The sequence below is a fragment of the Nocardioides ungokensis genome, from assembly GCF_013466985.1.
Lineage (GTDB): Bacteria > Actinomycetota > Actinomycetes > Propionibacteriales > Nocardioidaceae > Nocardioides > Nocardioides ungokensis.
In genome coordinates, this window is sequence record NZ_CP059164.1 from 1,563,701 (window position 1) to 1,589,397 (window position 25,697).

At 71.6% G+C, this 25,697-nt stretch carries 18 protein-coding genes and 3 pseudogenes; 12 read left to right on the top strand and 9 right to left on the bottom strand.

Annotation, left to right across the window (positions count from 1 at the left end; genetic code table 11):
- Both H0S67_RS07755 and H0S67_RS07760 read left to right on the top strand, forming a co-directional pair.
- Positions 1-1,611, top strand: a complete 1,611-nt coding sequence (locus H0S67_RS07755; protein WP_180936125.1) for a phytoene desaturase family protein — start codon at positions 1-3, stop codon at positions 1,609-1,611.
- Between the two features lie 96 nt (positions 1,612-1,707).
- Positions 1,708-3,849, top strand: coding sequence for an MMPL family transporter (locus tag H0S67_RS07760; protein ID WP_180936126.1), 2,142 nt, complete (start codon positions 1,708-1,710; stop codon positions 3,847-3,849).
- A 25-nt stretch (positions 3,850-3,874) separates the two neighbouring features.
- Here H0S67_RS07760 and H0S67_RS07765 read toward each other — a convergent pair whose 3' ends face one another.
- From H0S67_RS07765 to H0S67_RS07780, 5 genes and pseudogenes are all read right to left on the bottom strand, one after another.
- Complete coding sequence (locus H0S67_RS07765) at positions 3,875-5,293, bottom strand: multicopper oxidase domain-containing protein (protein WP_246355205.1); 1,419 nt, start codon at positions 5,291-5,293, stop codon at positions 3,875-3,877.
- A 4-nt stretch (positions 5,294-5,297) separates the two neighbouring features.
- Positions 5,298-5,855 carry a DivIVA domain-containing protein gene (locus H0S67_RS07770; RefSeq protein ID WP_180936127.1) on the bottom strand — a complete coding sequence of 186 codons (558 nt, stop codon included), beginning with the start codon at positions 5,853-5,855 and terminating at the stop codon, positions 5,298-5,300.
- A 74-nt stretch (positions 5,856-5,929) separates the two neighbouring features.
- Positions 5,930-6,019 (bottom strand): annotated as a pseudogene (locus H0S67_RS27925) (hypothetical protein); the annotation flags it as partial.
- Positions 6,016-7,191: a globin domain-containing protein gene (locus H0S67_RS07775; protein WP_180936128.1), complete on the bottom strand. Its 1,176-nt coding sequence runs from the start codon at positions 7,189-7,191 to the stop codon at positions 6,016-6,018. The gene H0S67_RS07775 and the pseudogene H0S67_RS27925, both read right to left, overlap by 4 nt.
- Before the next feature lie 302 nt (positions 7,192-7,493).
- Positions 7,494-7,916 carry a MaoC family dehydratase gene (locus tag H0S67_RS07780; RefSeq protein ID WP_180936129.1) on the bottom strand — a complete coding sequence of 141 codons (423 nt, stop codon included), beginning with the start codon at positions 7,914-7,916 and terminating at the stop codon, positions 7,494-7,496.
- A gap of 148 nt (positions 7,917-8,064) precedes the next feature.
- On the opposite strand from H0S67_RS07780, the gene H0S67_RS07785 reads away from it, so the two are divergent.
- The 5 genes and pseudogenes from H0S67_RS07785 (at position 8,065) to H0S67_RS07800 (ending at position 12,935) form a co-directional block, all read left to right on the top strand.
- Positions 8,065-8,496: a Fur family transcriptional regulator gene (locus tag H0S67_RS07785; RefSeq protein WP_180936130.1), complete on the top strand. Its 432-nt coding sequence runs from the start codon at positions 8,065-8,067 to the stop codon at positions 8,494-8,496.
- Positions 8,497-8,810: 314 nt separating this feature from the next.
- Positions 8,811-9,041 (top strand): annotated as a pseudogene (locus H0S67_RS26535) (peroxidase family protein); the annotation flags it as partial.
- Positions 8,978-10,687, top strand: coding sequence for a catalase/peroxidase HPI (gene katG, locus H0S67_RS07790; protein WP_281368972.1), 1,710 nt, complete (start codon positions 8,978-8,980; stop codon positions 10,685-10,687). The pseudogene H0S67_RS26535 and the gene katG, both read left to right, overlap by 64 nt.
- A 145-nt stretch (positions 10,688-10,832) precedes the next feature.
- Positions 10,833-11,312: a hypothetical protein gene (locus H0S67_RS07795; RefSeq protein WP_180936131.1), complete on the top strand. Its 480-nt coding sequence runs from the start codon at positions 10,833-10,835 to the stop codon at positions 11,310-11,312.
- Positions 11,313-11,450: 138 nt separating this feature from the next.
- Positions 11,451-12,935, top strand: coding sequence for a WS/DGAT domain-containing protein (locus H0S67_RS07800; RefSeq protein ID WP_180936132.1), 1,485 nt, complete (start codon positions 11,451-11,453; stop codon positions 12,933-12,935).
- A 126-nt stretch (positions 12,936-13,061) separates the two neighbouring features.
- Here the strand turns inward: H0S67_RS07800 and H0S67_RS07805 are convergent.
- The 3 genes and pseudogenes from H0S67_RS07805 to H0S67_RS07815 all read right to left on the bottom strand — a co-directional run.
- Positions 13,062-13,571, bottom strand: a pseudogene (locus tag H0S67_RS07805) (dihydrofolate reductase family protein); the annotation flags it as partial.
- The gene (locus H0S67_RS07810) at positions 13,568-17,209 is read right to left on the bottom strand and encodes a hydantoinase B/oxoprolinase family protein (RefSeq protein ID WP_180936133.1); all 3,642 of its coding nucleotides are present in this window, start codon (positions 17,207-17,209) and stop codon (positions 13,568-13,570) included. The pseudogene H0S67_RS07805 and the gene H0S67_RS07810, both read right to left, overlap by 4 nt.
- The gene (locus H0S67_RS07815) at positions 17,206-18,423 is read right to left on the bottom strand and encodes an NAD(P)-dependent oxidoreductase (protein ID WP_180936134.1); all 1,218 of its coding nucleotides are present in this window, start codon (positions 18,421-18,423) and stop codon (positions 17,206-17,208) included. Before H0S67_RS07815 ends, H0S67_RS07810 begins: the two co-directional genes overlap by 4 nt.
- A gap of 99 nt (positions 18,424-18,522) precedes the next feature.
- Here H0S67_RS07815 and H0S67_RS07820 point away from each other — a divergent pair, with 99 nt between their 5' ends.
- The 5 genes from H0S67_RS07820 (at position 18,523) to H0S67_RS07840 (ending at position 23,697) form a co-directional block, all read left to right on the top strand.
- The gene (locus H0S67_RS07820; protein ID WP_219635553.1) at positions 18,523-19,815 is read left to right on the top strand and encodes a patatin-like phospholipase family protein; all 1,293 of its coding nucleotides are present in this window, start codon (positions 18,523-18,525) and stop codon (positions 19,813-19,815) included.
- Between the two features lie 111 nt (positions 19,816-19,926).
- Positions 19,927-20,415: an HAD family hydrolase gene (locus H0S67_RS07825; RefSeq protein ID WP_180936135.1), complete on the top strand. Its 489-nt coding sequence runs from the start codon at positions 19,927-19,929 to the stop codon at positions 20,413-20,415.
- Complete coding sequence (locus H0S67_RS07830; RefSeq protein ID WP_180936136.1) at positions 20,405-22,099, top strand: M4 family metallopeptidase; 1,695 nt, start codon at positions 20,405-20,407, stop codon at positions 22,097-22,099. Before H0S67_RS07825 ends, H0S67_RS07830 begins: the two co-directional genes overlap by 11 nt.
- Before the next feature lie 298 nt (positions 22,100-22,397).
- Positions 22,398-23,174: a hypothetical protein gene (locus H0S67_RS07835; protein ID WP_180936137.1), complete on the top strand. Its 777-nt coding sequence runs from the start codon at positions 22,398-22,400 to the stop codon at positions 23,172-23,174.
- Positions 23,175-23,376: 202 nt separating this feature from the next.
- Entirely contained in the window at positions 23,377-23,697 is a 321-nt protein-coding gene (locus H0S67_RS07840; RefSeq protein ID WP_180936138.1) for a hypothetical protein, read from the top strand.
- 165 nt (positions 23,698-23,862) lie between these two features.
- Here H0S67_RS07840 and H0S67_RS07845 read toward each other — a convergent pair whose 3' ends face one another.
- On the bottom strand, positions 23,863-25,692 hold the full coding sequence (locus tag H0S67_RS07845; protein ID WP_180936139.1) for a SulP family inorganic anion transporter: 1,830 nt from the start codon (positions 25,690-25,692) through the stop codon (positions 23,863-23,865).
- Positions 25,693-25,697: the final 5 nt, after the last annotated feature.

Sequence of the window (25,697 nt, forward strand, 5' to 3'; positions counted from 1 at the left end):
ATGGCAACGAAGAGCACCAGCTACGACGCGATCATCGTCGGAGGCGGCCACAACGGCCTCGTCAACGGCGCCTACCTCGCCAAGGCCGGCCTCAAGGTCCTCGTCATCGAGCGCCGCCACGTCGTCGGCGGTGCCGCGATCACCGAGGAGCTGCGGCCGGGCTTCCACTTCACCTCGTTCTCCTACGCCCTGAGCCTGCTGCGGCCGGACATCGTGCACGAGCTCGACCTGGTCAAGCACGGCTTCATGCCGATCCTGATGCCCTCCTCGTTCGCGCCCATGGAGAACGGCGACTACCTGCTGCTCGGCCAGGACCGCGACGAGAACATCAGGGAGATCATGCGGCACTCGCCGCACGACGCCGACGCGATGGACCGCTACGAGTACGACGTGGAGCGGGTCTGCCAGCTGGTCAAGCCGCTCCTGGACAAGGTTCCACCGAACATCTTCGGCAAGTCCGCGGAGGACCTCGCCGAGACCGCCGATCTCGTCAGGCACCTGCGCGGGGTGGACCAGAAGGTGATCCACGACCTGGTCCGGATGCTCACCGGCAGCGCCGCCGACTTCCTCGACGACTACTTCGAGAGCGACATCCTCAAGGGCTACATCGCCTCCTCGGGCATCATCGGCACGAAGGTCGGGCCGATGTCGCAGGGCTCTGGCCTGGTGCTGCTCTACCACTCGATGGGCGAGCACGACGGGCACTTCGGGGCCTGGTCGTTCCACAAGGGCGGCAACGGTGGCTTCACCGAGGTGCTGGCGCGGGCAGCGCAGTCGTTCGGCGCGGAGATCATGCTGAACGCGCCGGTGTCCCGCGTGGTCACCAAGGAGGGACGAGCCGTGGGGGTCGCCCTGGAGGACGGCACCGAGCTCACGGCCAGGACCGTCGTCAGCGCCGTGGACCCGCGACGAACCTTCACCGAGCTGGTGGAGCCCCGGGAGCTGCCGAGCGACCTGGTGGAGAACATCGACCGGATGAAGTTCCAGGGCACCTCCGCGAAGGTCAACTTCGCCCTGGACGGGGCCCCTCGCTACCCCGCGCTCGGCGACCGGACCGACCAGTACCTCGGGTTCGTCAACATCGGGCCGTCGATGGAGTACCTCGAGCGCGCATTCGACGACGCGAAGTACGGCTGGTACAGCCAGCGGCCCTACATCGACTGCGCGATCCAGTCCTTCGTCGACCCCGACATGGCGCCTCCGGGCAAGCACGTGATGTCGTGCTTCGTCCAGTACGCGCCGTACCACCTCAAGGGCAGCGACTGGGACACCGAGCGGGAGCGCTTCGCGGACACCGTGCAGGGCACGTTGGAGTCGTTCTTCCCCGGCTTCGGCGACCTCGTGCTCCAGCGCGAGGTGAGGACCCCGCTCGACATCGAGCGCACCGTCGGCCTGACCGAGGGCAACATCTTCGCCGGCGAGTTCTTCGCGCCGCAGATGTACTTCTTCAGGCCCGCACCGGGCTGGAGCCAGTACCGCACGCCCATCGACGGCTACTACCAGTGCGGCTCCGGGACCCATCCCGGCGGCTGCGTCATGGGGGCACCGGGCAAGCTGGCCAGCCAGCAGATCCTGCGCGATCTCACCGCGGACAAGGCCGCCACGGGCTGACCGGAAGCGGGCCGATATCCCTGTTCCGGAGGACGCGCCGGGTGCCGGTTGCCACTAGTGTCGTGTTCGCCGTCCGCGCGCGACAGGAGCTTGTCGATGGGTAGCTGGGCAGAGTTCGTCCTGCGGCACCGCAGGTGGGTCGTGGTCTTCTGGCTGTGCGTGCTCGTCGCGGGCGGCCTGGCGGCCGGAAAGACCAGCAACCGGCTCACGGTCGACTTCTCGCTGCCCGGCCAGCCCGGCACCAAGGCGACCGAGCAGATCGTCGCGGCCGTCCACAACGGCGGCAACACCACGCCGATGCTGGCCACGGTGACGATGCCTCCGGGGCAGACGATCACCGGCCACGAGAAGGAGGTCGCCCGCGCGTTCGACGCGGTCCAGCGGGGCGTCCCGAACCTCCGGGTGGTCGACGAGGCCAACACCGGCGACCGCGCGTTCCGCACCGCCGACGACCGCACGGCGTACGCGATGGTGTTCTACCCGTTCCCGCAGACCTTCTCCGAGCAGCTGCCCACCGAGCCGATCCGCGCGGCCGTCACGGGGGCGGCGCCCGCAGGCGCCACCGTCGGGGTCACCGGCATGGACGCGCTCGCCGTGGGCAGCGACACCGGCGGCCCGGGAGTCCTCGCCGAGACCCTGCTCGGCGCGGCCGGCGCGCTGCTGGTGCTCCTCTTCGTCTTCGCGTCGGCACTGGCGCTGCTGCCGCTGGCCGTGGCGGCGGTGTCGATCCTGGCGACGTTCCTGATGCTGTTCCCGCTGACCTACCTGACCGACGTCTCGTTCATCGTGCAGTTCCTGGTCGCACTCGTCGGCCTCGGAGTCGCGATCGACTACTCGCTGCTGTTCGTCACCCGATGGCGCGAGGAACGAGACCACGGGCGGGAGAACCACGAGGCGGTCGTCGCCGCGATGGAGACCGCGGGCCACGCGGTCCTCTTCAGCGGCATCACCGTCGCGATCGGCCTGTTGGCGCTGGTCGTGCTGCCGGTGCCGTTCATGCGGAGCATCGGCTACGGCGGCGCACTGATCCCGGTCGCGAGTGTCGCGGTCACGCTGTCGCTCACCCCCGCGATCCTGGGCGGCATCGGGCCGCGCGTGGACTGGCCGAAGATCCGGCACGAGAGCAGCGCCAGCCCGGGGTGGACCCGCTGGGCGCGCCTGGTCGTGCGCCACCGGGTCGCCGCCGTGGTCGCTGCGACGGTGGTCCTCGGGCTCCTCGTCGCCGCCTTCTTCGGCATCAAGATCGGCGCGGCTTCCTCGGACTCGCTGGCCCAGAGCGGGCCGGCGGTCACCGCGCTGCACCGGCTGGAGCGGGGCGGTGTCAGCACCGGCGCGCTGACGCCGATCGAGGTGCTCGCCGACAGCAACCAGGCGCAGGCCGTCGCGGACCGGCTCGGCCAGGTCGACGGCATCGAGGCCGCACTGGTCTCGACCGGGGCGTCGAGCTCAGCCGACGGCCGGACGGTCGTCGTGCTCATCCCCGACGCCGAGACCGTCAACTCCAAGAGCGTGGCTGTCGTCCGGCGCGTCACGGACGCCGCAGACCAGACGCCGGGGGTGATCGGTGTGGCGGGTCTCGGCACCGCGCAGGTGGACTTCTTGCACGCGGTCTACGGCAACTTCCCGCTGATGCTCACGATCATCGCGCTGCTCACCTTCGTGCTGCTGGTGCGCGCCTTCCGATCGCTGCTGCTGCCGTTCAAGGCCGTGGTGCTCAACCTCGTCTCGCTCACCGCGGTGTACGGCGCGATGGTGCTGTTCTGGCAGAACGGCTACGGGTCCGACGCCCTCTTCGGGATCCCGGAGACCGGCGCCGTCACCTTCTGGGTCCCGCTGATGGTGTTCGCGTTCCTCTTCGGGCTCTCGATGGACTACGAGGTCTTCATCCTGTCCCGGATCCGGGAGGAGTACGACGCCGGCCGCTCCAACGACGAGGCGGTGATCGAGGGCATCGGACGCACCGGCCGGCTGGTGACGAGCGCGGCCCTGATCCTGTTCCTCGCGTTCGCGGCCCTGGCCTCGGGGCCCGGCACCGACCTGAAGGTGATGGCGACCGCGCTCGGCTTCGGCATCCTGCTCGACGCGACCGTCGTCCGCTCGCTGCTGGTGCCCTCGCTGGTCTCGCTGCTCGGCAGGTGGAACTGGTACCTGCCCGACTGGGTCGCCCGCCTGCTGCGGATCGAGCCCTCGCGCTCCCACGCCGAGGAGCCGGAGCCGGACCTCGCCGCGGAACGCTGAGCAACGCTCCGACGCGCGGCGATCGCTACCTGGTCACCTCGAACAGCCCGTGCGCGCCGCGCTCGGCGTCGACCATGATGTGCGAGACGAACGGGTAGTGACCCGGCTCCGGGAACGTCATCTCGACGAAGCCGCCCTGCGCCGGCGCCAGCGCCATGGCCTGGCTGCCGCCACTGCCACCGTCGAGCAGGTAACTCCCCTCGGCGTAGACCCGGTCGAACTGCGTGCCGACCACGTGGAAGGCGGTCTCCCGGCTCGGGCCGGCGTCGAGGACCCACACCCGGACCCGCTCCCCGACCTTCGCCTTCAGGGGACTGTGGTCGTACTGGTCGGGGTAGCCGTTGAAGACCACCGTGTCCGGCTCCTCGGCCGCCACCTTGTCGGGGTCCGCGCTGCCGCCCTGCGGGCCGAAGTACTGCTCGGACTGGACCAGGACGTAGCTGCGGTCCACCTTCGGCAGGTCCGGCGGCTCGATGACCACGGCGCCGAACATGCCGCTGGCGATGTGGACCGACATCGGCATCGACGAGCAGTGGTACATCCAGATCCCGGCCCTGGTGGCGGTGAAGCGGTAGACGACCGAGCCGCCCGGCGGGATGGGCTTCATCACCTTGTCCGGGGCGAGCGACCCGGCATGGAAGTCGATCCCGTGGGACTCGCTCCCGTGGTTGACGACGGTGACCACGAAGGTGTCGCCGACCTGGCCGTGCAGGACGGGCCCGGGGGCGGTGCCGCCGAAGGTCCACACCTTCTGCCGGACCCCGGGGGCCACCTCCTTCTCCTGCTCGGTGATGGGCAGCGTCATCCGGTGCACCACGCCGTCCGCCGGCTCGTCGAGCCGGGGGAGCACCGCGTCGTACGGCGTGAATCCCGGCCCGGGATCGGCCATCAGGTCCATGTCGTCGGCTGCGTCGCCCCCGGTGGTCGTCGAGGCGTCGGCCGCCCGGTCCGGTGCCCCGTCCGGTGCCCCGTCCGATGCACTGTCCGACGCCTGGTCGGCGCCCGCGCCGGTCGCCACGATGTCCAGCGTCATGCCCATCTGCCGGTGGCCGGGCACCGAGCACCATCCGGCGATGTCGCGGTCGACGACCCCGACGTCCATCCGGGTCGACTCACCGGGTGCCAGTCGCCCGCTGTTCTCACCGGTCGCCAGCACCAGGTCGTGCACCATGTCGTCGTCGTCGTTGCGCAGGCTGATGACCAGCCGGTTGCCCGCCGGGACGTCGATCTCGGGCAACGAGTAGCGCATGTGGGTCATCGACACGCTGACGTACGTCGTGCGGCCGGTCGGCTGCACGCCCCCGCTCACCTGGCTCCAGGCGAGACCCGCAGCCGCGACCAGGACCAGGGCGGTGACCGCGACGAGGAGCGTCGCCCGCCGTCGCCCGAGCCGTCTGACCACCAGCGTCCCGAGACCGGTCAGCCGACCGCGCCGGGGGCTCACCAGATCAGTCCCAGTTCCTCGAGTCTGACGAGGACGAGCCGTTGCTGTGCCGTCCCGCGGAGCCGGAGCGGTTCACCGCGGGGGAGTCCAGCCGCTCCACCTCGGTGGCGAAGGACTCCATGATCGTCTGCATCTGGGTCTGGGCCGCCTGCGCGAAGGAGCGGATCCGCTCGAGCTCGTCGGCCGCGGCGGAGCGGTCCGACGCGGACTGGCCCAGCTCGGGCCCGGGCAGGGCGTCCAGGGCGGACGTGTCGAACGCCCCCGGCACGGTCCACCTGATCAGGGCCTCCGCGTCCCGGCGGGTCCTCTCGGCGGTCTGCATGGCCTCCTCGAGGATCTGGCGCTCCTGCGCGCGAGCCTGCCCCAGCCTCTGGCGGGCGTCGCGGCTGGCGTCCTCGGTCATCTCCTCGGCGATCAGCTGGGCCTGGCTGAACAGCTCCACCACCTGGTCGTTGACGCGGTCACCGGCCTCCTCGAACTCGGACATCTCCTTGCGCATCCTCTGGACGTCGGCCTGGAGACGTTCGTTCTCGGTCCGGAGGCGCTCGTTCTCCGCGCGCATCGCGCGCCGTCGTCGTCGGCGACCTGCACCTGGTCGGCCAGCAGGTCGAGGTACTGGTAGACCTGCTCCTCGTCCAGACCTCGCAGACGTCGTCCGAAGGACTCGTTGCGGATGGATGCGGGGGAGCGGTAGTGGGGGATGCCTTCCGCGGCGTTGCTCGTCACTTGTTGTCTCCTGACCTGCTGAGGGCGGCCTCGGCGCTGTTCTCGCTACCGGCCGCGTAGTAGAAGTGCTCGTACTTGATGTCCTCGGGGGCCATCCCGGCAGCCGTCAGCTGCTCCAGGGTGTGCGCGACCATCTGCGGACCACCACAGACCATCGCCGTGCGCCCACCGAGGTGTTGCCTCGCCGCGTGCGTGCCGACCTTTCCGCGCGTTCCGGGGTACGACGTGTCGTCGGAGACGACCTCCGTGTAGTCGAACCAGGGCCGGCTCCTCGCGAGGTCGCGGAGCAGCGGGCGGTCGTAGAGGTGCCAGGGCATCCGGACGCCGTGGAGGAGGTGCACCCGCGGTGCTGCGCCGTAGCGCTGCCACTCACGGTCGATCTGCTCGAGGACTGCCCGGAGGGGGGCCAGACCCGTGCCGCCCGCGACCATGAGCAGGTCGGTGGGGTCCTGTGGCTTGCGGGTGAGGCGGTCGCCGACCGGCGCGCCGAGCTTCACCTCGTCGCCGACCTTCAGGGACCGGACCAGCGCCGAGCTGACCTGGCCGCCGTCGATCTTCTGCACGTGCAGGTCGATCGACCCGTCCTCGCGTGGGGCGTTGGCGGGGCTGAAGTAGCGCCAGAGCCGTGGGCGCTCCGGGATCTCCATCGAGAGCGACTGGCCGGGGACGTAGGCGAGCTCGCGCCGAGGCTGGACCCGCACCAGGGTGAGGTCCATCATCTTGCGCTCCACCGACACGACGTCGGCTTCCCACCAGTCCGGGGTGCTCTCGGTGGACGTGTCGGCCGCCTCGACCATGATCCTGGCGATCACCTGGTAGGCCTCGGCCCAGTCCGCGGCCAGCTCCTCGGTCCAGTCGTCGCCCAGGAAGTGCTTCAGGGTCGCGAACAGGGACGCGCCGACGGCGTTGTAGTGCTCGGTGATGACCGCGTACTTGCGGTGGTCACGCCCGAGGTGCGCGAGGAAGGTGGCGTCCTGCTCGATCTGGTCCACGTGGCTGACGACCCGGCCGAGCGCGCTGACGAACTTGTCCCGTTGTCCCGACATGGAGAGTGGGAACATCGACCGCACCTCGGGGTGCGAGACGAAGACGTGCGAGTAGAAGTACAGCGGCACCGCGTGCCCGTGCTTCGTGACTCGGTCCCAGCTGCGTTGCAGTGCGATTGAATCCATGGGTGCTATCCGTCCCCGCCGAACACCCCCTCGGACGAGCCGGGTGGACCGGTATCGGATCGTGCATGCTCCCAGGCGCCGGCTTCAGCCGACAGGCGTTGCGTTGACAAAGAGCCCTCCAACTCATCTGCCCCCGTTTACTCCCGCGGCCTTCTTACCCTTCGGACATGCCCCCAAACCTCTCGGTCGAAACTTTTTTTCGGACCGGGTGGCGCTGCGGGGACGTGACCCGGTCCGCCGCGGGTCATTGCCTGGGCCCGCCGCCCCGCCACCCGAGCGGTCCTGAGGACGCCGGTGGCGGGTCAGCCGACGTGCATGGTCCAGCAGACGGCGGTCCCCTCGATCGCGACCACGCCGTCGCCGCGGACCACGCGGGTGCTCAGCGTGGTGATCGGCTTGTCCTCGCGGACCGCGGTCACCTCCACCTCGCCGGTGATGGTGTCGCCCGGACGCGTGGGAGCACGGAAGTGCCAGTGGGTCTCCAGGAAGACGGTGCCGGGACCGGGCAGCTTCTCCGCGACCACGGCGTTCAGGATCGCGCTCGTCACGCCGCCCTGGACGACGATGCCGCCGAACGCGGTCCGGGCGGCAGCCTCGGCGTCGTAGTGGACCGGGTTGCGGTCACCGCTGATCTCGGTGAAGCGGACGATGTCCTCGGCCTCGACGGTGCGGCTCATGGTGGCGGTGTCACCCACGCGGGGTGCGCCGTTGGGCCAGCCGGACATGGGTGCTCCTCGGTCGAGGGTGGTCAGCGCCCGAGAACGCCCGTGGGCCGACTGTAGGACGCCGCACCCGGGCCGCCAAGGCCCTCTCCCACGCCGGAGGACCAACGGATCTTGACTCGTTCAAGAAAGCAGTCGAGACTCCGGAGCGATGGGACACACGTCGGACTTCGAGCGCCTGCTGCGGGGAGTGGACCTGCGGGTGACGCGACCGCGGGTCGCGGTGCTCTCCGCGGTGCACGACCACCCGCACGCCGACACGGACTCGATCATCCGCGCCGTGCGGCAGGACCTCGGCGAGGTGTCCCACCAGGCGGTGTACGACGTGCTCCGGGCGCTGACCTCGGCCGGGCTGCTCAGGCGCATCCAGCCCTCGGGCTCGGTCGCGCGCTACGAGGCCCGGGTCGGGGACAACCATCACCACGTCGTCTGCCGGTCCTGCGGCAGCGTCGCCGACATCGACTGTGCGGTGGGGCACGCACCGTGCCTGACCGCCGCGGAGGACCACGACTTCGTCATCGACGAGGCAGAGGTCACCTACTGGGGCACCTGTCCCCGGTGCGCCGCACAGGCGCACCAGTAGCAGGCGTCATCCATCAACGAGACAGGAGAAGGACCGACGTGTCCGAGAGCGAGAACCCGGTAATCGAGTCCCCCGAACCCCAGGGGACGCACCGCCCGCGCACCAACCAGGACTGGTGGCCCGACCGCCTGAACCTGCAGGTCCTGCACCAGCACTCGTCCCGGGCGAACCCGATGGACGAGGACTTCGACTACACCGAGGAGTTCAAGAAGCTCGACGTCGAGGAGCTCAAGCGTGACGTCGCCGACGTCATGCGGACCTCGCAGGACTGGTGGCCGGCCGACTTCGGCCACTACGGCCCGCTGTTCATCCGGATGAGCTGGCACCAGGCCGGTACCTACCGCATCGAGGACGGTCGCGGTGGCGGTGGCGACGGGTCCCAGCGCTTCGCGCCGCTCAACAGCTGGCCCGACAACGCCAACCTCGACAAGGCCCGGCGCCTGCTGTGGCCGGTCAAGAAGAAGTACGGCAAGAAGATCTCGTGGGCCGACCTGCTGGTCCTCGCCGGCAACGTTCGCCCTCGAGGACATGGGCTTCAAGACCTTCGGCTTCGGCTTCGCCGCGACGACGTCTACGAGCCCAGGAGGTCTTCTGGGGCTCGGAGGACACCTGGCTGGGCGACGAGCGCTACAGCGGGGAACGTGACCTCTCCAACCCGCTCGGCGCGGTCCAGATGGGTCTCATCTACGTCAACCCCGAGGGCCCGAACGGCGAGCCCGACCCGCTCAAGGCGGCCCGCGACATCCGCGAGACCTTCCGCCGGATGGCGATGAACGACGAGGAGACAGTGGCCCTCATCGCCGGCGGGCACTCGTTCGGAAAGACCCACGGCGCGGGCCCGGCCGACAGCATCGGCCCCGAGCCCGAGGGTGCCCCGATCGAGCAGCAGGGCCTGGGCTGGAAGAGCGGCTACGGCTCCGGCAAGGGCGCCGACACCGTCACCAGCGGCCTCGAGGTCACCTGGGTCAGCACCCCGACGAAGTGGGGCCACGAGTTCTTCAAGAACCTCTTCGGCTACGAGTGGGAGCTGCAGGACAGCCCGGCCGGCGCCAAGCAGTGGGTCGCCAAGGACGCCGAGGAGATCATCCCCGGGCCCACCGCCGACTCCCCGAAGCGCAAGCCGACGATGCTCACCACCGACCTCTCGCTGCGTTTCGACCCGGAGTACGAGAAGGTCTCCCGCCGGTTCCTCGAGGACCCCGAGGCCTTCGCGCTCGCCTTCGCCAAGGCCTGGTACAAGCTGCTCCACCGCGACATGGGCCCGGTCTCCCGCTTCCTCGGCCCCTGGGTCCCCGAGGCCCAGCTGTGGCAGGACCCGGTGCCCGCGGTCGACCACGAGCTGGTCGGCGGGAGCGAGGTCGCCGACCTCAAGGCGAAGGTGCTCGACTCCGGGCTCTCGGTCGGCCAGCTGGTCGCGACCGCCTGGAAGTCGGCGTCGACCTTCCGCGGCACCGACAACCGGGGCGGCGCCAACGGCGCCCGCATCCGGCTCGAGCCGCAGCGAGGCTGGGAGGCCAACGAGCCGCAGGAGCTCGCCCGCGTGCTCGAGGTCCTCGAGGGCATCCAGCAGGAGTTCAACGCGCAGGGCGGTGGCACCCGGATCTCCCTCGCCGACCTGATCGTGCTGGCCGGCTCGGCGGCGGTCGAGCAGGCTGCGCGCAACGCCGGGGTCGACGTGACCGTGCCGTTCCACCCGGGTCGCACCGACGCGAGCCAGGAGGAGACCGACGTCGAGTCGTTCGCGGTGCTCGAGCCCCGCGACGACGGCTTCCGCAACTTCGCCTCCGCGGGTGACAGGGTCCCGGCCGAGGCCCGACTGCTCGACCGGGCCAACCTGCTCACACTGACGGCGCCGGAGATGACGGTGCTGGTCGGCGGCCTCCGCGTCCTCGGGGCCAACCACGCGGGCTCCGGCGCCGGTGCCTTCACCGACCGGTCCGGCACGCTGACGAACGACTTCTTCGTCAACCTGCTGGAGCCGGCCGAGTGGCAGGCCACCGACGACGAGGCGACCTCGTTCCAGGCCGACGGGCGCAGCGCGACGCGGGTCGACCTGGTCTTCGGGTCGAACTCCGAGCTGCGGGCGCTGGCCGAGGTCTACGCCGCCGACGACGCCCAGGAGAAGTTCGTCCGTGACTTCGTGGGCGCCTGGACCAAGGTGATGGAGCTGGACCGGTTCGACCTGGTCTGATCTCGACATCGGGGCCGGCCCCGCGTGGGCCGGCCCCGACGAGGCCGGGGTCGATCACCCGGCGGGGATGATGCCGCCGGCCCCTGTGTCTGCCTAGCGTTCCTGACGTGGCCCGATGGGGGAGTTCCGACCGAAGGAGACGCTGGTGACGACGAAGGGTGACTTCACCGACGAGGAGTGGGCGCGCGTCACGCGGGCGCCGATGGTGGCCGGACTGGCCATCTCGCTGGCAGATCCGGGTGGCCCGATCGAGGCCGCCAAGGAGACGATGGCGACGATGAAGAGCGCCACCAACCCTCCCAGCCGCGAGCAGCTGCTGACCGAGGTCGCGCTGGACGTCCAGGCCATGACTCAGCAGCGGCACAACCCGCTCAAGGGGTACAAGCCCACGAAGGACCGGGAGCCCGGCGAACAGATCCTCGACGAGCTGCACTCCGTGCAGGCTCTCGTCGCCGAGAAGGCGACGCCGGACGAGGCTGCGGCGTTCGGGCAGTGGCTCATGGCATCGGCCCAGGCCGCCGCTGAGGCCGCCAAGGACGGCGGGTTCATGGGATTCCACGCCCAGCGGATCAGCGACCGGGAGCAGGCCATGCTGGACCGGGTGCGCACCGCCGTGGCCGGGTGACTTCCACGTTGCCTCGCCGGCCGGCCCACAGCTCGTGACGTTCGCCCCTGCCGGGGGCGTCGCGCCGCACGAACCATGGGTCCGTAGCGGCCACCGGCACGAGCGAGGCGGATCCATGGGCGAACGGCAGCGGTTGGCGTGCAGGACGCCCTGTGGCTGGAGATGGACAAGCCGGGCAACCTGATGGTGGTCGACAGCCTGTTCTGGACCGCGACCCCGGTCGACTGGGACCGCTTCCGTGACCTGGTGAAGGAGCGGCTGTGGGACCGGTTCCCGGTGTTCCGCAGCGTGGTGGTCCGCGGCGAGGACGACGGGTGGTACTGGGAGGAGCAGGACGACGCCGACCTCGAGGCCCGCTACGAGCGGGCGGTGCTGCCCGAGCCCGGCGGGGACGCCGAGCTGCAGGACCTGATCTCGGCGCAGCGCGTCGTACCCCTCGACCGGGGGGAGCCGCTGTGGCGCGCGGTCCTCGTCGACGGCTTCCACGGCGGTGGCGCCGTGCTGTTCCGGACGCACCATGCGATCGCCGACGGCATCCGCATGGTCCAGGTGACGCTGAGCGTCTTCGACGCCAGTCCGGACGGCACCGCCGTCCCCGTCCACCCCGCGCGCCGGCGCGAGACGCCCCGGGTCCCGGCACCGGCGCCCGACCCGACCGACGGCCCGCTGTCGCTGGTCAGCCAGGTGCGCTCGGGCGCCACGAGCGTGGCCAGCACCTCGCTCCAGCTCGCCCACAGCGCCGTGACCAACCCGGTGGGCGCCGCCCACACCGCCCTGACGCTGTCGGGGTCCCTGTCCGGGTCGCTGGTGGGCGCGGTGAGGTCGGGAGCCCGCTCGGCCCGGGACCTCGGCTCGCGCGGGGTCCCGCCCTTCGTCACCGGCGTGCCGGGCGACGTGGACACCGCGCGCAAGCTCGTCCTCGGCACCCGCAACGACAACACCCGCTGGACCGGCACCGTCGGGCCACGGAAGGCGGTCGCCTGGTCGCCGCCACTGCCCCTCGACCACGTGAAGGCCGTGGCCCACGACCACGACGCCACGGTGAACGACGTCCTCGTCACCTGTGTCGCCGAGTCGTTGCGCGCGTACCTCCAGCAGCACCGGGCCGTCTGCCGCAGCGTGACCTGGGACGTCCCGGTCAACCTCAAGCCGTTCGATCCAGACCTGCCCGTGGAGCTCGGCAACAGCTTCGCGCTCGTGCAGCTCGAGCTCCCGACGGACATCGACGACCCCGTGCGCACGCTCGAGGTCGTGCGCCGCCGGATGGGGCGGATCAAGGGCGGCCACGAGGCCGTCGTGGACTTCGGCGTCCAGGCGGCCATCTCCCGGATGAGCACCCGGCTGTACCGGTTCACCATCGACCTGCTCGCGAACCGCGCCATCGGGGTCCTGACCAACGTGCCCGGCCCCCAGATGCCGCTCTACGTCGCCGGGCAGAAGGTCGAGGGGATGATGGGCTGGGCGCCGCTCACCGCCGACCAGGTCATGAGCTTCACGATCTACAGCTACGACGGCAAGGTGTTCGTCGGGATCGCCGCGGATGCCGGCCTCGTCCCGGAGCACGGGCAGATCGTCGACGGCTTCGCCGACGCGTTCCGGCGGCTCTCGCAGCACGCCGGGTGAGGGGCGGTCAGGCGTCCCCGCGGGGTTGTGGACGCGGTAGCGGACGTGCGTGGTCAGGGGCGAGTGCTCCGCCTCGAGCGGCTCCAAGCGCGCCGAGACGGTGCCGTCGAAGATCCGCTCGCCCGAGCCGAGCAGCACCGGGCTGATGTCGAGGGTGAGCTCGTCGAGCTCGCCGCTGCCGAGCGCCTGGCGGACAGCAGAGGCGCCGCCGGCGATGTCGACGTCTCCGTCGCCCGCCTCGCGTGCCCTCGCCAACGCCTCGTCGAAGCCCCCGGTGACGAAGTGGAAGGTCGTGCCGCCCGCCATCTCGATCGGTTCGTGCTCGTAGTGGGTCAGCACGAAGACGGGCGCGTGGTAGGGCGGTTCCTCGCCCCACCAGCCGCGCCAGTCGCCGTCGTACGACGACCACGGTCCGCGGACTGGGCCGAACATGTTGCGCCCCATGACGTAGGCGCCACGCGGTCGCAGCAACGCGGCCGTCCAGCGGGCGTCGACCTCGTGACCGGGCAGGTCCGCGTCGAAGTGCCACTGGTGCAGGGACAGGCCGTCGCGCCCGAGCGGGTCGTCCATCGTCTGGTCGGGCCCGGCGACGAAGCCGTCGAGGGAGATCGACATGTGTGCGGTCGTGAAGGTCATGTCAGGTCCGACTCTCTCCGTGGGGGACTTTCATCGGGTCGCCGAGCCGCGGCCCGTCCGTAGCCGCCTCCGCCCGGCGTCTCGATGACGAACGCGTCGCCGGCATCGACCTGCACGGAGTCACGACCACCGACCGGACGGGTCGTGCCGTCGCGGTGCTCGATCCACTGCCGGCCCAGCGCGCCGGGTGCGCCTCCGGCCAGGCCGTACGGCGCGACCCGGCGGTGGCTGCTCAGCAGGGTGACGGTCATCGGCTCGAGGAACCGCAACCGGCGACGTCCACCGCAGCCGCCGGTGTGCCGGCCCGCACCGCCGCTGCCGAGCCGGATCTCGTAGCTCTCGACCCGCACCGGGAAGCGCCACTCGAGCACCTCGGGGTCGGTCAGGCGCGAGTTGGTCATGTGGGTCTGCACGACGTCGGTGCCGTCGAAGCCGGGCCCGGCCCCGGAGCCGCTGGCCACGGTTTCGTAGTACTGGTAGCGGTCGTTGCCGAACGTCAGGTTGTTCATCGTGCCCGAGCCCTCCGCCTGCGCCCCGAGCGCGGCGTACAGCGCGCCGGTGACCGCCTGCGAGGTCTCGACGTTGCCGGCCACCACCGCGGCCGGGTAGCGGGGCGCGAGCAGGCAGCCCTCGGGGATGGTGACCTCGATCGGCTCGAGGCAGCCGGCGTTGAGCGGGATCTCGTCGTCGATCAGGGTGCGGAAGACGTAGAGGATCGCCGCCATGGTTACCGACGACGGCGCGTTGGAGTTGTCTGGCTGCTGGTCGGAGGTGCCCGTGAAGTCGACGTGCGCCGACCGCGCGACGCGGTCGACGGTGATCGCGACCTCGATGACCGCCCCGGAGTCGAGCTCGTAGCGGTAGCTGCCGTCGTCCAGCACCGAGATGACGCGTCGCACCGCCTCGGCGGCGTTCTCGCGCACGTGGGCCATGTAGGCCAGCACCACGTCGAGACCGAAGTGCTCGACGAGGGAGTGGAGCTCGGCGACGCCCTTCTCGTTGGCCGCGAGCTGGGCCCGCAGGTCGGCCACGTTGTCGTGGGGGCTGCGGGCCGGGAACTCGGTGCCGGTGAGCATCGCCATCATCTCGGCGTCGCGCATCCGACCGTCGCGGGTGAGCAGGGCGTTGTCGATCAGGACACCCTCCTCCTCGACGCGTCGGCTGAAGGACGGCATCGACCCTGGTGTCACCCCGCCCACGTCGGCGTGGTGGCCGCGGGAGGCGACGAAGAACAGGACCCGGTCGCGGTCGTCGAAGACGGGGGTCACCACGGTGATGTCCGGCAGGTGGGTCCCACCGCGGTAGGGGTTGTTGAGCACGTAGGCGTCGCCGGGCCGCATCTCGCCCGCGTTGGCCTCGATCACCGCCTTGATGGACTCGCCCATCGACCCCAGGTGGACCGGCATGTGCGGGGCGTTGGCGATCAGGCGCCCCTCGGTGTCGAAGAGGGCGCAGGAGAAGTCGAGCCGCTCCTTGATGTTGACCGAGCTGGCCGTCGCGAGCAGCCGCTCGCCCATCTGCTCCGCCACCGACATGAAGAGGTTGTTGAACAGCTCGAGCAGGACGGGATCGACCTCTGTCGCGGCGCCCGGGCTCCGGGGGCGGGCCACGGTCCTGCGCACCAGCAGGTGGTCGCGCTCGGTGACCCCGGCCTGCCAGCCCGGATCCACCACCGTGGTGGCGTTGGCCTCCGCGATGATCGCGGGTCCTTCGACGACGTCTCCGGCGCACAGCTCCTCGCGGCGGAAGAGGTCCACCTCCGTCCAGGCCCCGGTGTACATCCGGACCCGCGAGACCGGTGTCGGCGGCCCCTGCCGAGGCGCGCCCGCGACCTCCTCGGGCTGCGAGTGGGTGCGGGCGGTCAGCTCCACCGAGACCGCCTCCACCACGACCTCCCGCTCCGGCATCAGGAATGAGAACCGCCGCTGGTAGAGCCGCTCGAACTCCGCCAGCATCGTGTCGAGGTCGCCGCAGTCGACCTGGACCGTGGTGTCGGTGCCGGCGTACTTGAGGTGGGCCCGGCGCGTCACCCCCACCCGCTCCTCGGCGAGACCCTGGTCGGACAGCTCGCGCATCCCGTCGTCGACGAGTGGTGCCAGCGCCGCGTCGAGCCCGCTGGTCCCCAGCACCGACAGGGCGGCCTCCACGGCCGACTCGCGCGTGGCCGTGACGTCGGCGAGGCCCATGCCGTACGCCGACAGCACGCCCGCGAAGGGGTGGATCAGGATCTGGGTGATGCCGAGCGCGTCGGCCACGGCGCACGCGTGCTGACCGCCGGCGCCGCCGAACGTGGCCAGGGTGTAGCGGGTGACGTCGTGACCACGCTGCACGGAGATCTTCTTGATCGCCTCGGCCATGTTGTTCACCGCGATGCGCAGGAAGCCGGCAGCCACCTCCTCGGGAGTGCGGCCGTCGCCGATGGTGCCGGCGAGCTCCTCGAAGGAGCGCCGCACGGCCTCGGTGTCGAGCGGCTCGTCGCCGGTGTCGCCGAAGACCGCGGGGAAGTGCGCCGGCTGGATGCGACCCAGCATCACGTTGGCATCGGTCACGGTCAGGGGGCCGCCGCGGCCGTAGGCGGTCGGCCCGGGATCGGCGCCCGCCGACGCGGGGCCGACCCGGTAGCGCTGGCCGTCGAACTGGAGGATCGACCCGCCACCGGCGGCGACCGTGTGGATGCTCATCATCGGCGCCCGCACCCGCACACCGGCGAGCTGGGTGTCGTACTGCCGCTCGAGCTCGCCGGCGTAGTGGGAGACGTCGGTGGAGGTCCCGCCCATGTCGAACCCGATGACCCGGGTGAGCCCCGCCGCCTCGGAGGTCCGGGCCATCCCGACGATGCCTCCGGCGGGCCCGGAGAGGATCGCGTCCTTGCCCCGGAAGTGGTGGGCCTCGGTGAGGCCGCCCGAGGACCGCATGAACTGGCACCGCACGCCCGGCAGCGCGCTGCTCACCTGGTCGACGTAGCGCCGCAGGATCGGCGAGAGGTAGGCGTCGACGATCGTCGTGTCTCCCCGGGACACCAGCTTCATCAGCGGGCTGACCTCGTGGGACAGGGAGACCTGGGTGAAGCCGACCTCGCGGGCCAGCTCGCCGATGCGGAGCTCGTGCCCGGGGTTGCGGAAGGAGTGCATGAGCACGACGGCCACGCTGCGGTAGCCGCTGGCGAAGGCCTCCTCGAGCCGGCGGCGCACCGGACCGGGCTCGAGGGGGGTGACCACCCGGCCCTCGTTGTCGAGTCGCTCGGTCGCCTCGATGACCAGCGAGTGCAGGAGGTCGGGGAGCTCGATGTGCCGCGCGAAGATGCGGGGGCGGTTCTGGTAGGCGATGCGGGACGCATCGGCGAAGCCCCGGGTGGTCACCAGCACCGTCGGCTCACCCGCGCGCTCCAGCAGCGCGTTGGTGGCGACCGTCGTCCCCATCTTCACCGCGGCGACGTCGTCGACGGGGATCGGTTCGCCGTCGGTGAGCCCCAGGATCTCGCGGATGCCGGCGATCGCGGCGTCGTCGTACCGCTTCGGGTTCTCCGAGAGCAGCTTGTGCGTCACCAGCGTCCCGTCCGCGCGCCGGGCCACGACGTCGGTGAACGTGCCGCCGCGGTCGATCCAGAACTCCCACGGGCCGGTGGTCGACGCGGTCATGCGTCCCCGGCGATCTCGGTCGCGGAGACCCCGAGCACGTCGGGCAGGGCGTCGAGGTCCGCGAGCAGGCCCTCGGGCACGGCGCCGGCGACGTCGATGCTGGCGACCGCGGCCCCGCCACCGCGGAACACGCGGTTCTCCATGTGCTCGACGTTCAGGCTCGCGCGGCTCAGCCGGTCCAGCACGTGGGCGAGCACCCCCACCCGGTCGAGGTGCCGCACGGTGAGGGTCGCGGACCCGATCCGGCTCGGGGTCAGGTTGACGCAGTTGCGCGCCTCGCCCTCGACGAAGGCGTCGATGAGCTCCACCACCCCGGCGGCGATCGAGTCCTGGGCCTGCTGCGTGGAGGCCCCGATGTGGTGGGTGCCGACGACGCGCGGGTGCTGGGCCAGCGGCGAGGACCACTGCGCGGTGCCGGTGCCGGGTTCGTCGGCGTACACGTCCAGCCCGGCGCGCAGGTCGCGGTCGTCCAGCGCCCGCAGCAGCGCCTGCTCGTCGACCAGCTCGCCACGCGAGGTGTTCAGCAGGATCGAGCCGTGCCGCATCTGCCCGAGGAACTCCTGGTCGACCAGGCCGACCGTGTCGGGGGTCGACGGGAGGTGGAGCGAGACGATGTCGCAGCAGGGAAGCAGGTCTGCCAGCGAGTCGACCATGCCGATGCGCAGGTCCTCGGCGCGGGCCAGGACGTCCGGGTCACGGCCGGGCTTCGACAGCGTCCGGACGTCGATGCCGAAGGCCCGCGCACGCTGGGCCACCTCGAGCCCGATCGAGCCGAGTCCCAGGATGCCCATGGTCGACCCGAGCAGTCCCTGGGCGCGGCTGTAGCCGCTCTTGTCCCAGCGCCCGGCCCGCAGGTCGGTGGCGTTGTCGACGATCCGTCGGTCGATGGCGAGCAGCAGGCCCAGGGCCAGCTCGGCCACCGCCGCGGCGTTGCGGCCCGGGAGGTTGGCGACCAGGATCCCCCGGGACGCTGCCGCCTCGGTGTCGATGGTGTTGGTGCCGGCACCCGCCCGGATCACCAGCGCCAGCCGGTCCGCGGCCTCGAAGACGTCGCGGCCCACCTTCGTGCTGCGCACCACCAGCGCGTCGAAGCCGTCGACCCTGGCCGCGAGGTCCCCGGCCCGGAGCGCGGGATCGACGACGCACACGTGTCCTCGCGACTCGAGCTCGGTGACAGTCGCCCCGCTGACCGCGTCGGCGAAGAGCACGCGCATGACGACCTCCCCTGAACGCTCGACCCCGCTCACGGTAGCCGCGAGCGACGTCCGGCGCGAGGCGTTGACGTGGTCGGCCCGCCGCGAGGATCGTGGCGGGTGCAGCGAAGCCAGGGCGGTGAGGCAGTGAACGACGCGGACGTGGCCGACGTCAGGCCGCAGCGGGTCGCCGTGGTCATCGCCGGCGCGGGTGCCCGTGGCGGCTACGAGGCCGGGGTGCTCTCCGTGCTCCTGCCCCGCCTGGAGGCGGCCGGAGCGGTCCCGACCCTGCTCGTGGGCACCAGCGCCGGCGCGATCAACGCGGCCCTGTACGCCGCGGTGGCCGACCGGCCGGCCGCCGAGCAGGGCGAGCCCGTCCTCGACGTGTGGCGCGGCATCCACACGACCGACGTGTTCCGGTCGCCGGTGCGCACCGGCCTGGGCACCACGGGCCGGTGGGCGGGTCAGCTGATCGGGATCCCCGGCGTACGCGTGACCAGCCTGCTGGACACGACCCCGCTGAAGCGGATGGCGCACCATGCCGCCGACTGGTCGCAGGTGCGCAGGAACGTCGACGACGGTCGGACGTCGCTGGCGGTGGTCACCACCTCCGGGCACGACAACCGCACCGTCGTCTTCGTGGACCGGGCCGGGGACCGGGATCTCCCGCCCTCCGACGACAGCCGTCCCATCGACTACCGGCCGGCCGAGGTCGGACCGGCCCACGTGCTGGCGTCCGCGGCGATCCCGGTCGCGTTCCCACCGGTGCGGGTGCCCACCGAGGACGGAGCGCCCGGAGGCTGGTACCTCGACGGCGGGGTCCGGCTGAACACGCCCCTGAAGCCTGCGCTGGCGCTGGGCGCGGACGCCGTGGTGATCGTGGCGACCCATCCGGCGTTCGACGCCGCGCCCGGCATCGCGCACACGGGGGAGAGCCGGCCGCCCGACGTCGACGACACGGTCGTGCGGGTCATGGACGCAGCCCTGGTGGACCGAATGGTCGAGGACGTCAACACGTTGGCGAAGATGAACGTGCTGGTCGCCGCCGCGCACCGCCCGGGCGCCGCGGACGAGCCCGGCACCGGCCACGCAGTGGTGCCGTTCCTGGCGATCGGTCCTCCCGAGCGGGGCACCCTCGGACTGCTCGCCGCCGAGATCTTCGACGACCGGCAGGGCGGCGCCCTGGGCGGCCTGCTGCGGCTCGCGCGCGACCCGGACATGCGCCTGCTCGGCCGTCTGCTGCACGGCGACGGGAGCCGGCGTGGCGACCTGCTGAGCTACCTCTTCTTCGACCCGGAGTTCATGGAGGCCTCGATCGAATGCGGCAGGCGGGACGCTGAGGCGGCGTTCGCGGGGGTGCCGTCCGGCCGGGTGCCCTGGCAGATCGGGCCCCCGACGACCGGCCCGCGCTGACGGGTTGGCCCGACCGGGCTGGCACGTCCGGGTCATTGACCAGTCCCTCCCGCGCGGAGATGGTGGGGGAGGGGCGTTGCCGCACTGTTGTCGGGTGAAGGGGGCGGCGCAGTGAGCGAGGGTCTCGCGGTCTTCTTCGACATCGGGGACACGTTGGCGAGCCCGGTCGTCGCGGGAGGGCGGCTCACCGGTCTGGACGTCTACCCCTTCGTCCCCGACGTCCTGGCCCGGCTGCGGGAGGCAGCGGCCGACCACGCCGGGGTGCGGGTGGGCCTGCTGTCCAACACCGGTGACGCCAGCGCCGCCGCGATGGAAGACCTGCTCGACGGTGCGGGGCTGCTGGCCCTCGTCGACGCCGGCCTGTGCCTCTTCAGCTCGGTGGAGGGCCTGGACAAGACGAACCCCGCCTTCTTCGCCCGCGCGCACGAGCGAGCGGGCCTGCCGCCGGACCGGTGCGTGTACGTCGGCGAGGACGCGGCCGAGCGGGCCGTGGGGGCCTCGGCCGGGCTGCGGGTCTCGCCGCACCCGTTGCACGCGCTTCACCTGGTCGAGCAGGAGCTCGGCACGGACCACCACGAGGGAGCACGCCATGTCACCTGAGCACGACGCAGGAAACGGACTGACCACCTTCTCCGCACACGCCTTCGAGGAGTCCTCCGCCCCGGCGCTGGACCGGCTGCAGGAGGAGCGCGCCGCCTCGCCCGGGCTCACGGTGACGGGGGAGGGCGACCTGGACCCGGAGTCGGCGGCCCGGCGGTTCCTGAGCCAGGCGCTGGCGAGCGCCGCGATGCCCTCGCTCACCGCCCCCGTCGCGAACGGGACCAGCAGCGAGTTCCGCACGATCAGCACCGAGACGGTCCCGCTGACGGGGACGCGCACGGTGAAGTTCCGCCAGACCCTGCACGACATCCCGGTCTACGGCTCGCTGGTGACGGTCGAGCTCGACGAGGCCAACCAGCTCATCGGGATCGACTCCGCCCTCGGCCAGCCCGACGGCGTCGACCCGGTCGCCTCGGTCTCTCCGGCCCAGGCCGTCGAGGCGGCCCGAGCGGCTCCGGACGGCTACGCGCCGACGGTCGAGGGCGTCGTACCCCGGCTGAACTTCTACTACGACGCCGCCGCGTCGCAGTGGCGCCTGGTCTACATCCTCGAGGACGTGCCGGTGCGGCTGGACCGGGGTGCGGAGCCGGAGGCGGACCGCGCGAGCACGCTCGAGCCACCCCGGTTCGTCGACTACGTGGTCGACGCGCACGACGGCTCGGTCGTGGTGGTGCTGCCGCGCACCCCCAGCATGACCGACGTGGAGCAGACGGCCACCGACTCGTTCGGTGTGCCGCGCACCTTCCTCGCCTCCAGCGAGGGCGGGCACCTCGTCCTGCGCGACCCGATCCACAACGTCGAGACCTACGACTTCGGCTTCGGCGATCCCTCGGTCAACGGTGCCAGCCTCCCGGGCGACCTGGTGGTGAACCCGCCGGACTGGACACCTGGCGCCGTGAGCTCCCACGCGAACGCGGTGGCCGTCTCGGACTTCATGCACACCGTGCTGATGCGCAACAACATCGACGACCGCGGCGGACTGATGGCGTCGAGCATCAACTGCGTCGTCGCCGACGACAGCCCCGGTCCCCACCAGTGGGTGAACGCCTTCTGGAACGGCCAGCAGATGGTCTACGGCCAGGTGCTGCGCCCTGACGGGCTGAGGTCGCTCTCGGCGAACCTCGACGTGGTGGCGCACGAGATGTTCCACGGAGTCACCGACTCGACCTCGCGGCTGGAGTACGCCTTCCAGTCCGGGGCCCTCAACGAGTCCTACTCCGACATCTTCGGGACGATCGTCGCCAACCGGGGCAACGACGACCCGCGCACCTGGGACTGGCTGCTCGGGGAGAAGCTGCTGCCGGGGGACAAGCCCTTCCGCGACCTGTCGGACCCGCCCAAGTTCGGCCAGCCCGACAACATGCACGACTTCCGGGTGCTGCCCAATACGAGGGCCGGCGACTTCGGCGGTGTCCACACCAACAGCGGCATCCCCAACAAGGCCGCCTTCAACCTGCTCACGGCTGAGGACTCGAACGGGGCACTCGCGCTCACGGTGGCGGAGGTGGCCGCCGTCCACTACCTGGCCCTGACCCAGCGCCTGTCCCGCACCTCCCAGTTCATCGACAGCCGGCGGGCCACGGTCGCCAGCGCCCGCACCCTCTTCCGCAACCTTCCTCCCGACCAGCTGGCCGCCAAGGTCGCTGTTGTGGAGGGGGCGTTCGACGCGGTCGGGATCGTCTGAGGCGGGTCGTTGCTCGCGGGTCCCCTCTGGTGGTTGAGGTGCGAGCGTCAGCGAGCCTCGAAACCCCCGCAGCCCAGGCAGGGGCTTGATGTCTTCGGCTTGCGGGCCGTGGGTGGTTGCGGTCCTTGGCAGCTACGCGGGGGCGCCGCTTGGGTTGCGGTGCTTCCCGGGCTGCGGGCCGGCGGTCCTTGGCCGACCATCGGCAATGTCTCGAACATGTGATCGATTCGTTACCTCTCGGTGGATAACCGCAGGTCAGCGGCCCCTGACTGTCGGTGGCCTCTGGTTGAGTTGGGTCATGGAGCAGCCCACCGGTACGCCGACCACCCCCGCCGGGGTGTCGCTGCCGCGAACGCTGGTCTCGGACCTGGACGAGACGATGTGGGTCGCGAAGACGTCGGAGGAGCTGGTCGAGGCGGTGGTGGTCGCCGAGCGACTCCGCGCCCACCTCGCCGCCCTGGAAGCCGCGGTGGTGGCCGAGGTGCACGCCCGCGGGGTCGCCAAGCAGGAGTTGGCGTGGGGGTCGACCGCGGAGTGGTTCACCCACCTGGCCGGCACCCACCGCGGCACCGGCCACCAGACCATCCGGCACGCCGACACCCTGGTCACGAGCGTGCGACCCACGCCGCGATGGTCGCGGGCGGGTCTCACCCGAGCAGGCGCGGTGATCGTGACGCGGTCGACAGGCTCCCCACCGACCCCGGGCGGCGACGGGGAGGCGTTCCTCCTCGATGCCGCGACCCGCCTGAACGCGACCGACCTGGCCAAGGCCGCCCGCACCTGGTCGAGGTCGCCGACCCCGACGCCGCCGAACGCAAGACCGAGAAGGAGCTGGACCGGCAGGACCGGGCCGCCCACCACCACCGGTCCTCCTGGCGATCGTCGAGGACGGGCCGGCGGCATCCGGCTCCGCGGGCGGCACCGTCGAGGACGCCGCCGCGATCAAGGCCGCCCTCCTCCCGCTCACCAAGCCGCGCCCTCGACCCGCGGTCCGGACGGCGACCAGCTGACCGACCCCGGGACCACGGCGCCCGGCTGTGGGACGCGCTGGTCGAGACCTGCCGGCACGCCCTGACCACCGACCTGCCACCCGACTGCCACGGCGCCCGGCCCCGGATCGCGGTCACCACCAGCCTCGAGGCCCTCCGGCAGAAGATCGACTGGGCCACCCTCGGCACCGACCTCCCCAGTCGACGACGGGTGGAGCTCACCCCCGTCGTCCGGCGGATGGCCTGCGACGCCGACCTCATCCCCATCGTCCTCGGCACCCAGGCGAGGTGTTGGACGTCGGCCGCACCAGCCGACTGGTCACCCCGGCGATCTGGCGGGCCCTGGTCTGCCGCGACCGGCACTGCGCCTTCCCCGGCTGCACCCGACCCCCGGTGATGGGCCACGCCCACCACATCGTCCACTGGGCCGACCACGGAGACCAGCCTGGACAACCTGGTGCTGCTCTGCGGCACCACCACCGCACCATCCACCACACCCCCTGGCAGGTCCGGCTCAACCCGACCGACGGAAGGCCCGAGTTCCTCCCACCCGAGAGACCCGGAGCACCACCACCCACCTGGATCCGAAGCAGGAGCCGGCGGGAGTGACGCGACCGCAGGAGGGCGACCGCTGGAATGAGGCCATGCCCCTCGAGACACTAGGACCCCGTTCGGACGAGGACCTGGCGCTCGCAGCGCTCGAGTGGCTGGCGGCCGCGGCCCCGCCCGCAGCGGAGGGGAGAGCGGCAGCGTGAGCGGGACCCAGACCCTGGCTCAGGACGGTTCCTCGTCCGGGGGCGCGGGGCCGGGGTGGTGGGCCACGATGTGCTCCTCCACGTCGGCGTCGAGCAGCTCGTCGTCGAACAGCCCGCCCTCCTGTGCCGGGACGTCCCTCAGGCCGTGGCTGCGTCGCGCCTCTCGCACCGCCTGCGAGATGCTGTGCCACAGGTGGTCGTCGCCGAGGTCCGCGAACAGGCCGGAGCGCCGCAACGCCCCGCGGACCGGCCACATCACGCGGGCGAGGTAGAGGTCGACGCCCCGCTCGCGCAGGTTCGCCAGCAGGTCCGCCAGCGCGTCGGCGCTGGTCGTGTCCATCTGGTTGGTGGCCTCCAGGTCGAGGACCAGCGCGCGGGTGCTCGGTACGGACGCCACCAGGGCGAGGACGCGGTCGTGGACCGGCGCAGCCGTGACCCAGAAGATCGGCACGTCGATGCGGAGCACCATCACCCCGGGGTACGTCGGTCGCTCGGGGTGGTCGCGCAGGCTGCCCCACGCGGCCTTCTCGTCAGGCACCTTGCCCATCATCTCGACGTCGACCCGGCTGGAGCGGAACACCAGCCCCAGCACCGATCCGGCGACGGCGAGCAGCAGGCCGTCGAGCGGACCGAGGGCGAGCACGCCCACGGCGGCGACGACCGCGGCGACGATGTCGTTGCGACGCACCCGGGCGTAGCGACCGAGGGCCGGGAAGTCCATCAGCTTCCACACGGCGTTGACCACGATCGCGCTCAGCACCGCACGTGGGAGCACCGAGAGGGCGGGTGCGATCGCGACGATCACGACGATGGCCAGCACCGCCGCGGCCAGTCCGGCCACTTGCGTGCGTCCCCGTGCATCGCTGACCGCCGCGGTCTTGGAGAGGCTGCCGGCCACGCCGAGCCCACCGAAGAGTCCGCACGCGACGTTGGCCGCGCCGGAGGCGACGAGCTCCTGGTCCGCGTCGATCCGGTAGCCGCCCCGAGAGGCGAAGAGGCGGGCGGCGCTGAGGCCTTCCGCGAGGCCCACCAGGGCCAGCGCCGCCCCCGCGGTGAAGAGCCTGGTCAGGTCGCCCGAGTCGACGGTGGGCACGCCTGGTGTCGGCAGTCCGCGAGGCACCGTACCCACGACCTCGACCCCCCGGGACTCGAGATCCAGGGCGGCCGACGTGGCCAGACCCGCGAGCAGCACCAGCAACCCCCACGGCACCTTCGGAGCCAACCAGCCGCCGCCGAAGAGGATCGCCAGTGACACCGCCGACACCACCACGGTGGTCAGGTCGGCGTCGCCGTGGCCGAGGCTCGACCCCAGGGCACCCACACGTTCGACCACCCGGCCCTCCGGCGTCGGAACCCCCAGCAGGTGGGGCACCTCGTTGAGGATGACCAGCAGGCACAGGCCGAGGACGAAGCCGGTGACGATCGGCTTGGACAGGAACTCGGCCATCCAGCCGATCCGCAGGAAGCCGGCCACGACGAGCACCAGCCCCGAGCCGAGCGCCAGCGCGGCCGTGTACGACGCCGCCTGCGACGTGCCCGCGACCCCGAAGCTGGCCAGGAACGACCCGGACAGGACGGACACGGTCGAGACCGGCCCCACGACCAGCTGGCGGGACGAGCCGAACACGGCGTACGCCACGAGCGCCACCGGGACCGCGTAGAGGCCCACCTGGACCGGCGCGCCCGCGATCGACGCGTAGCCGAGCGCCTGTGGCACGGCCAGCGCCGCCACGACGGCCCCTGCGACGAGGTCCCCGCGCAGCCACGCAGGCCGGTAGAGCGGCAGCCAGGCGACGATCGGGATCCGGCGCCAGCGCTGCTCCGAGAGTGCCTGCGTGCCGTCGCTCATCCGGT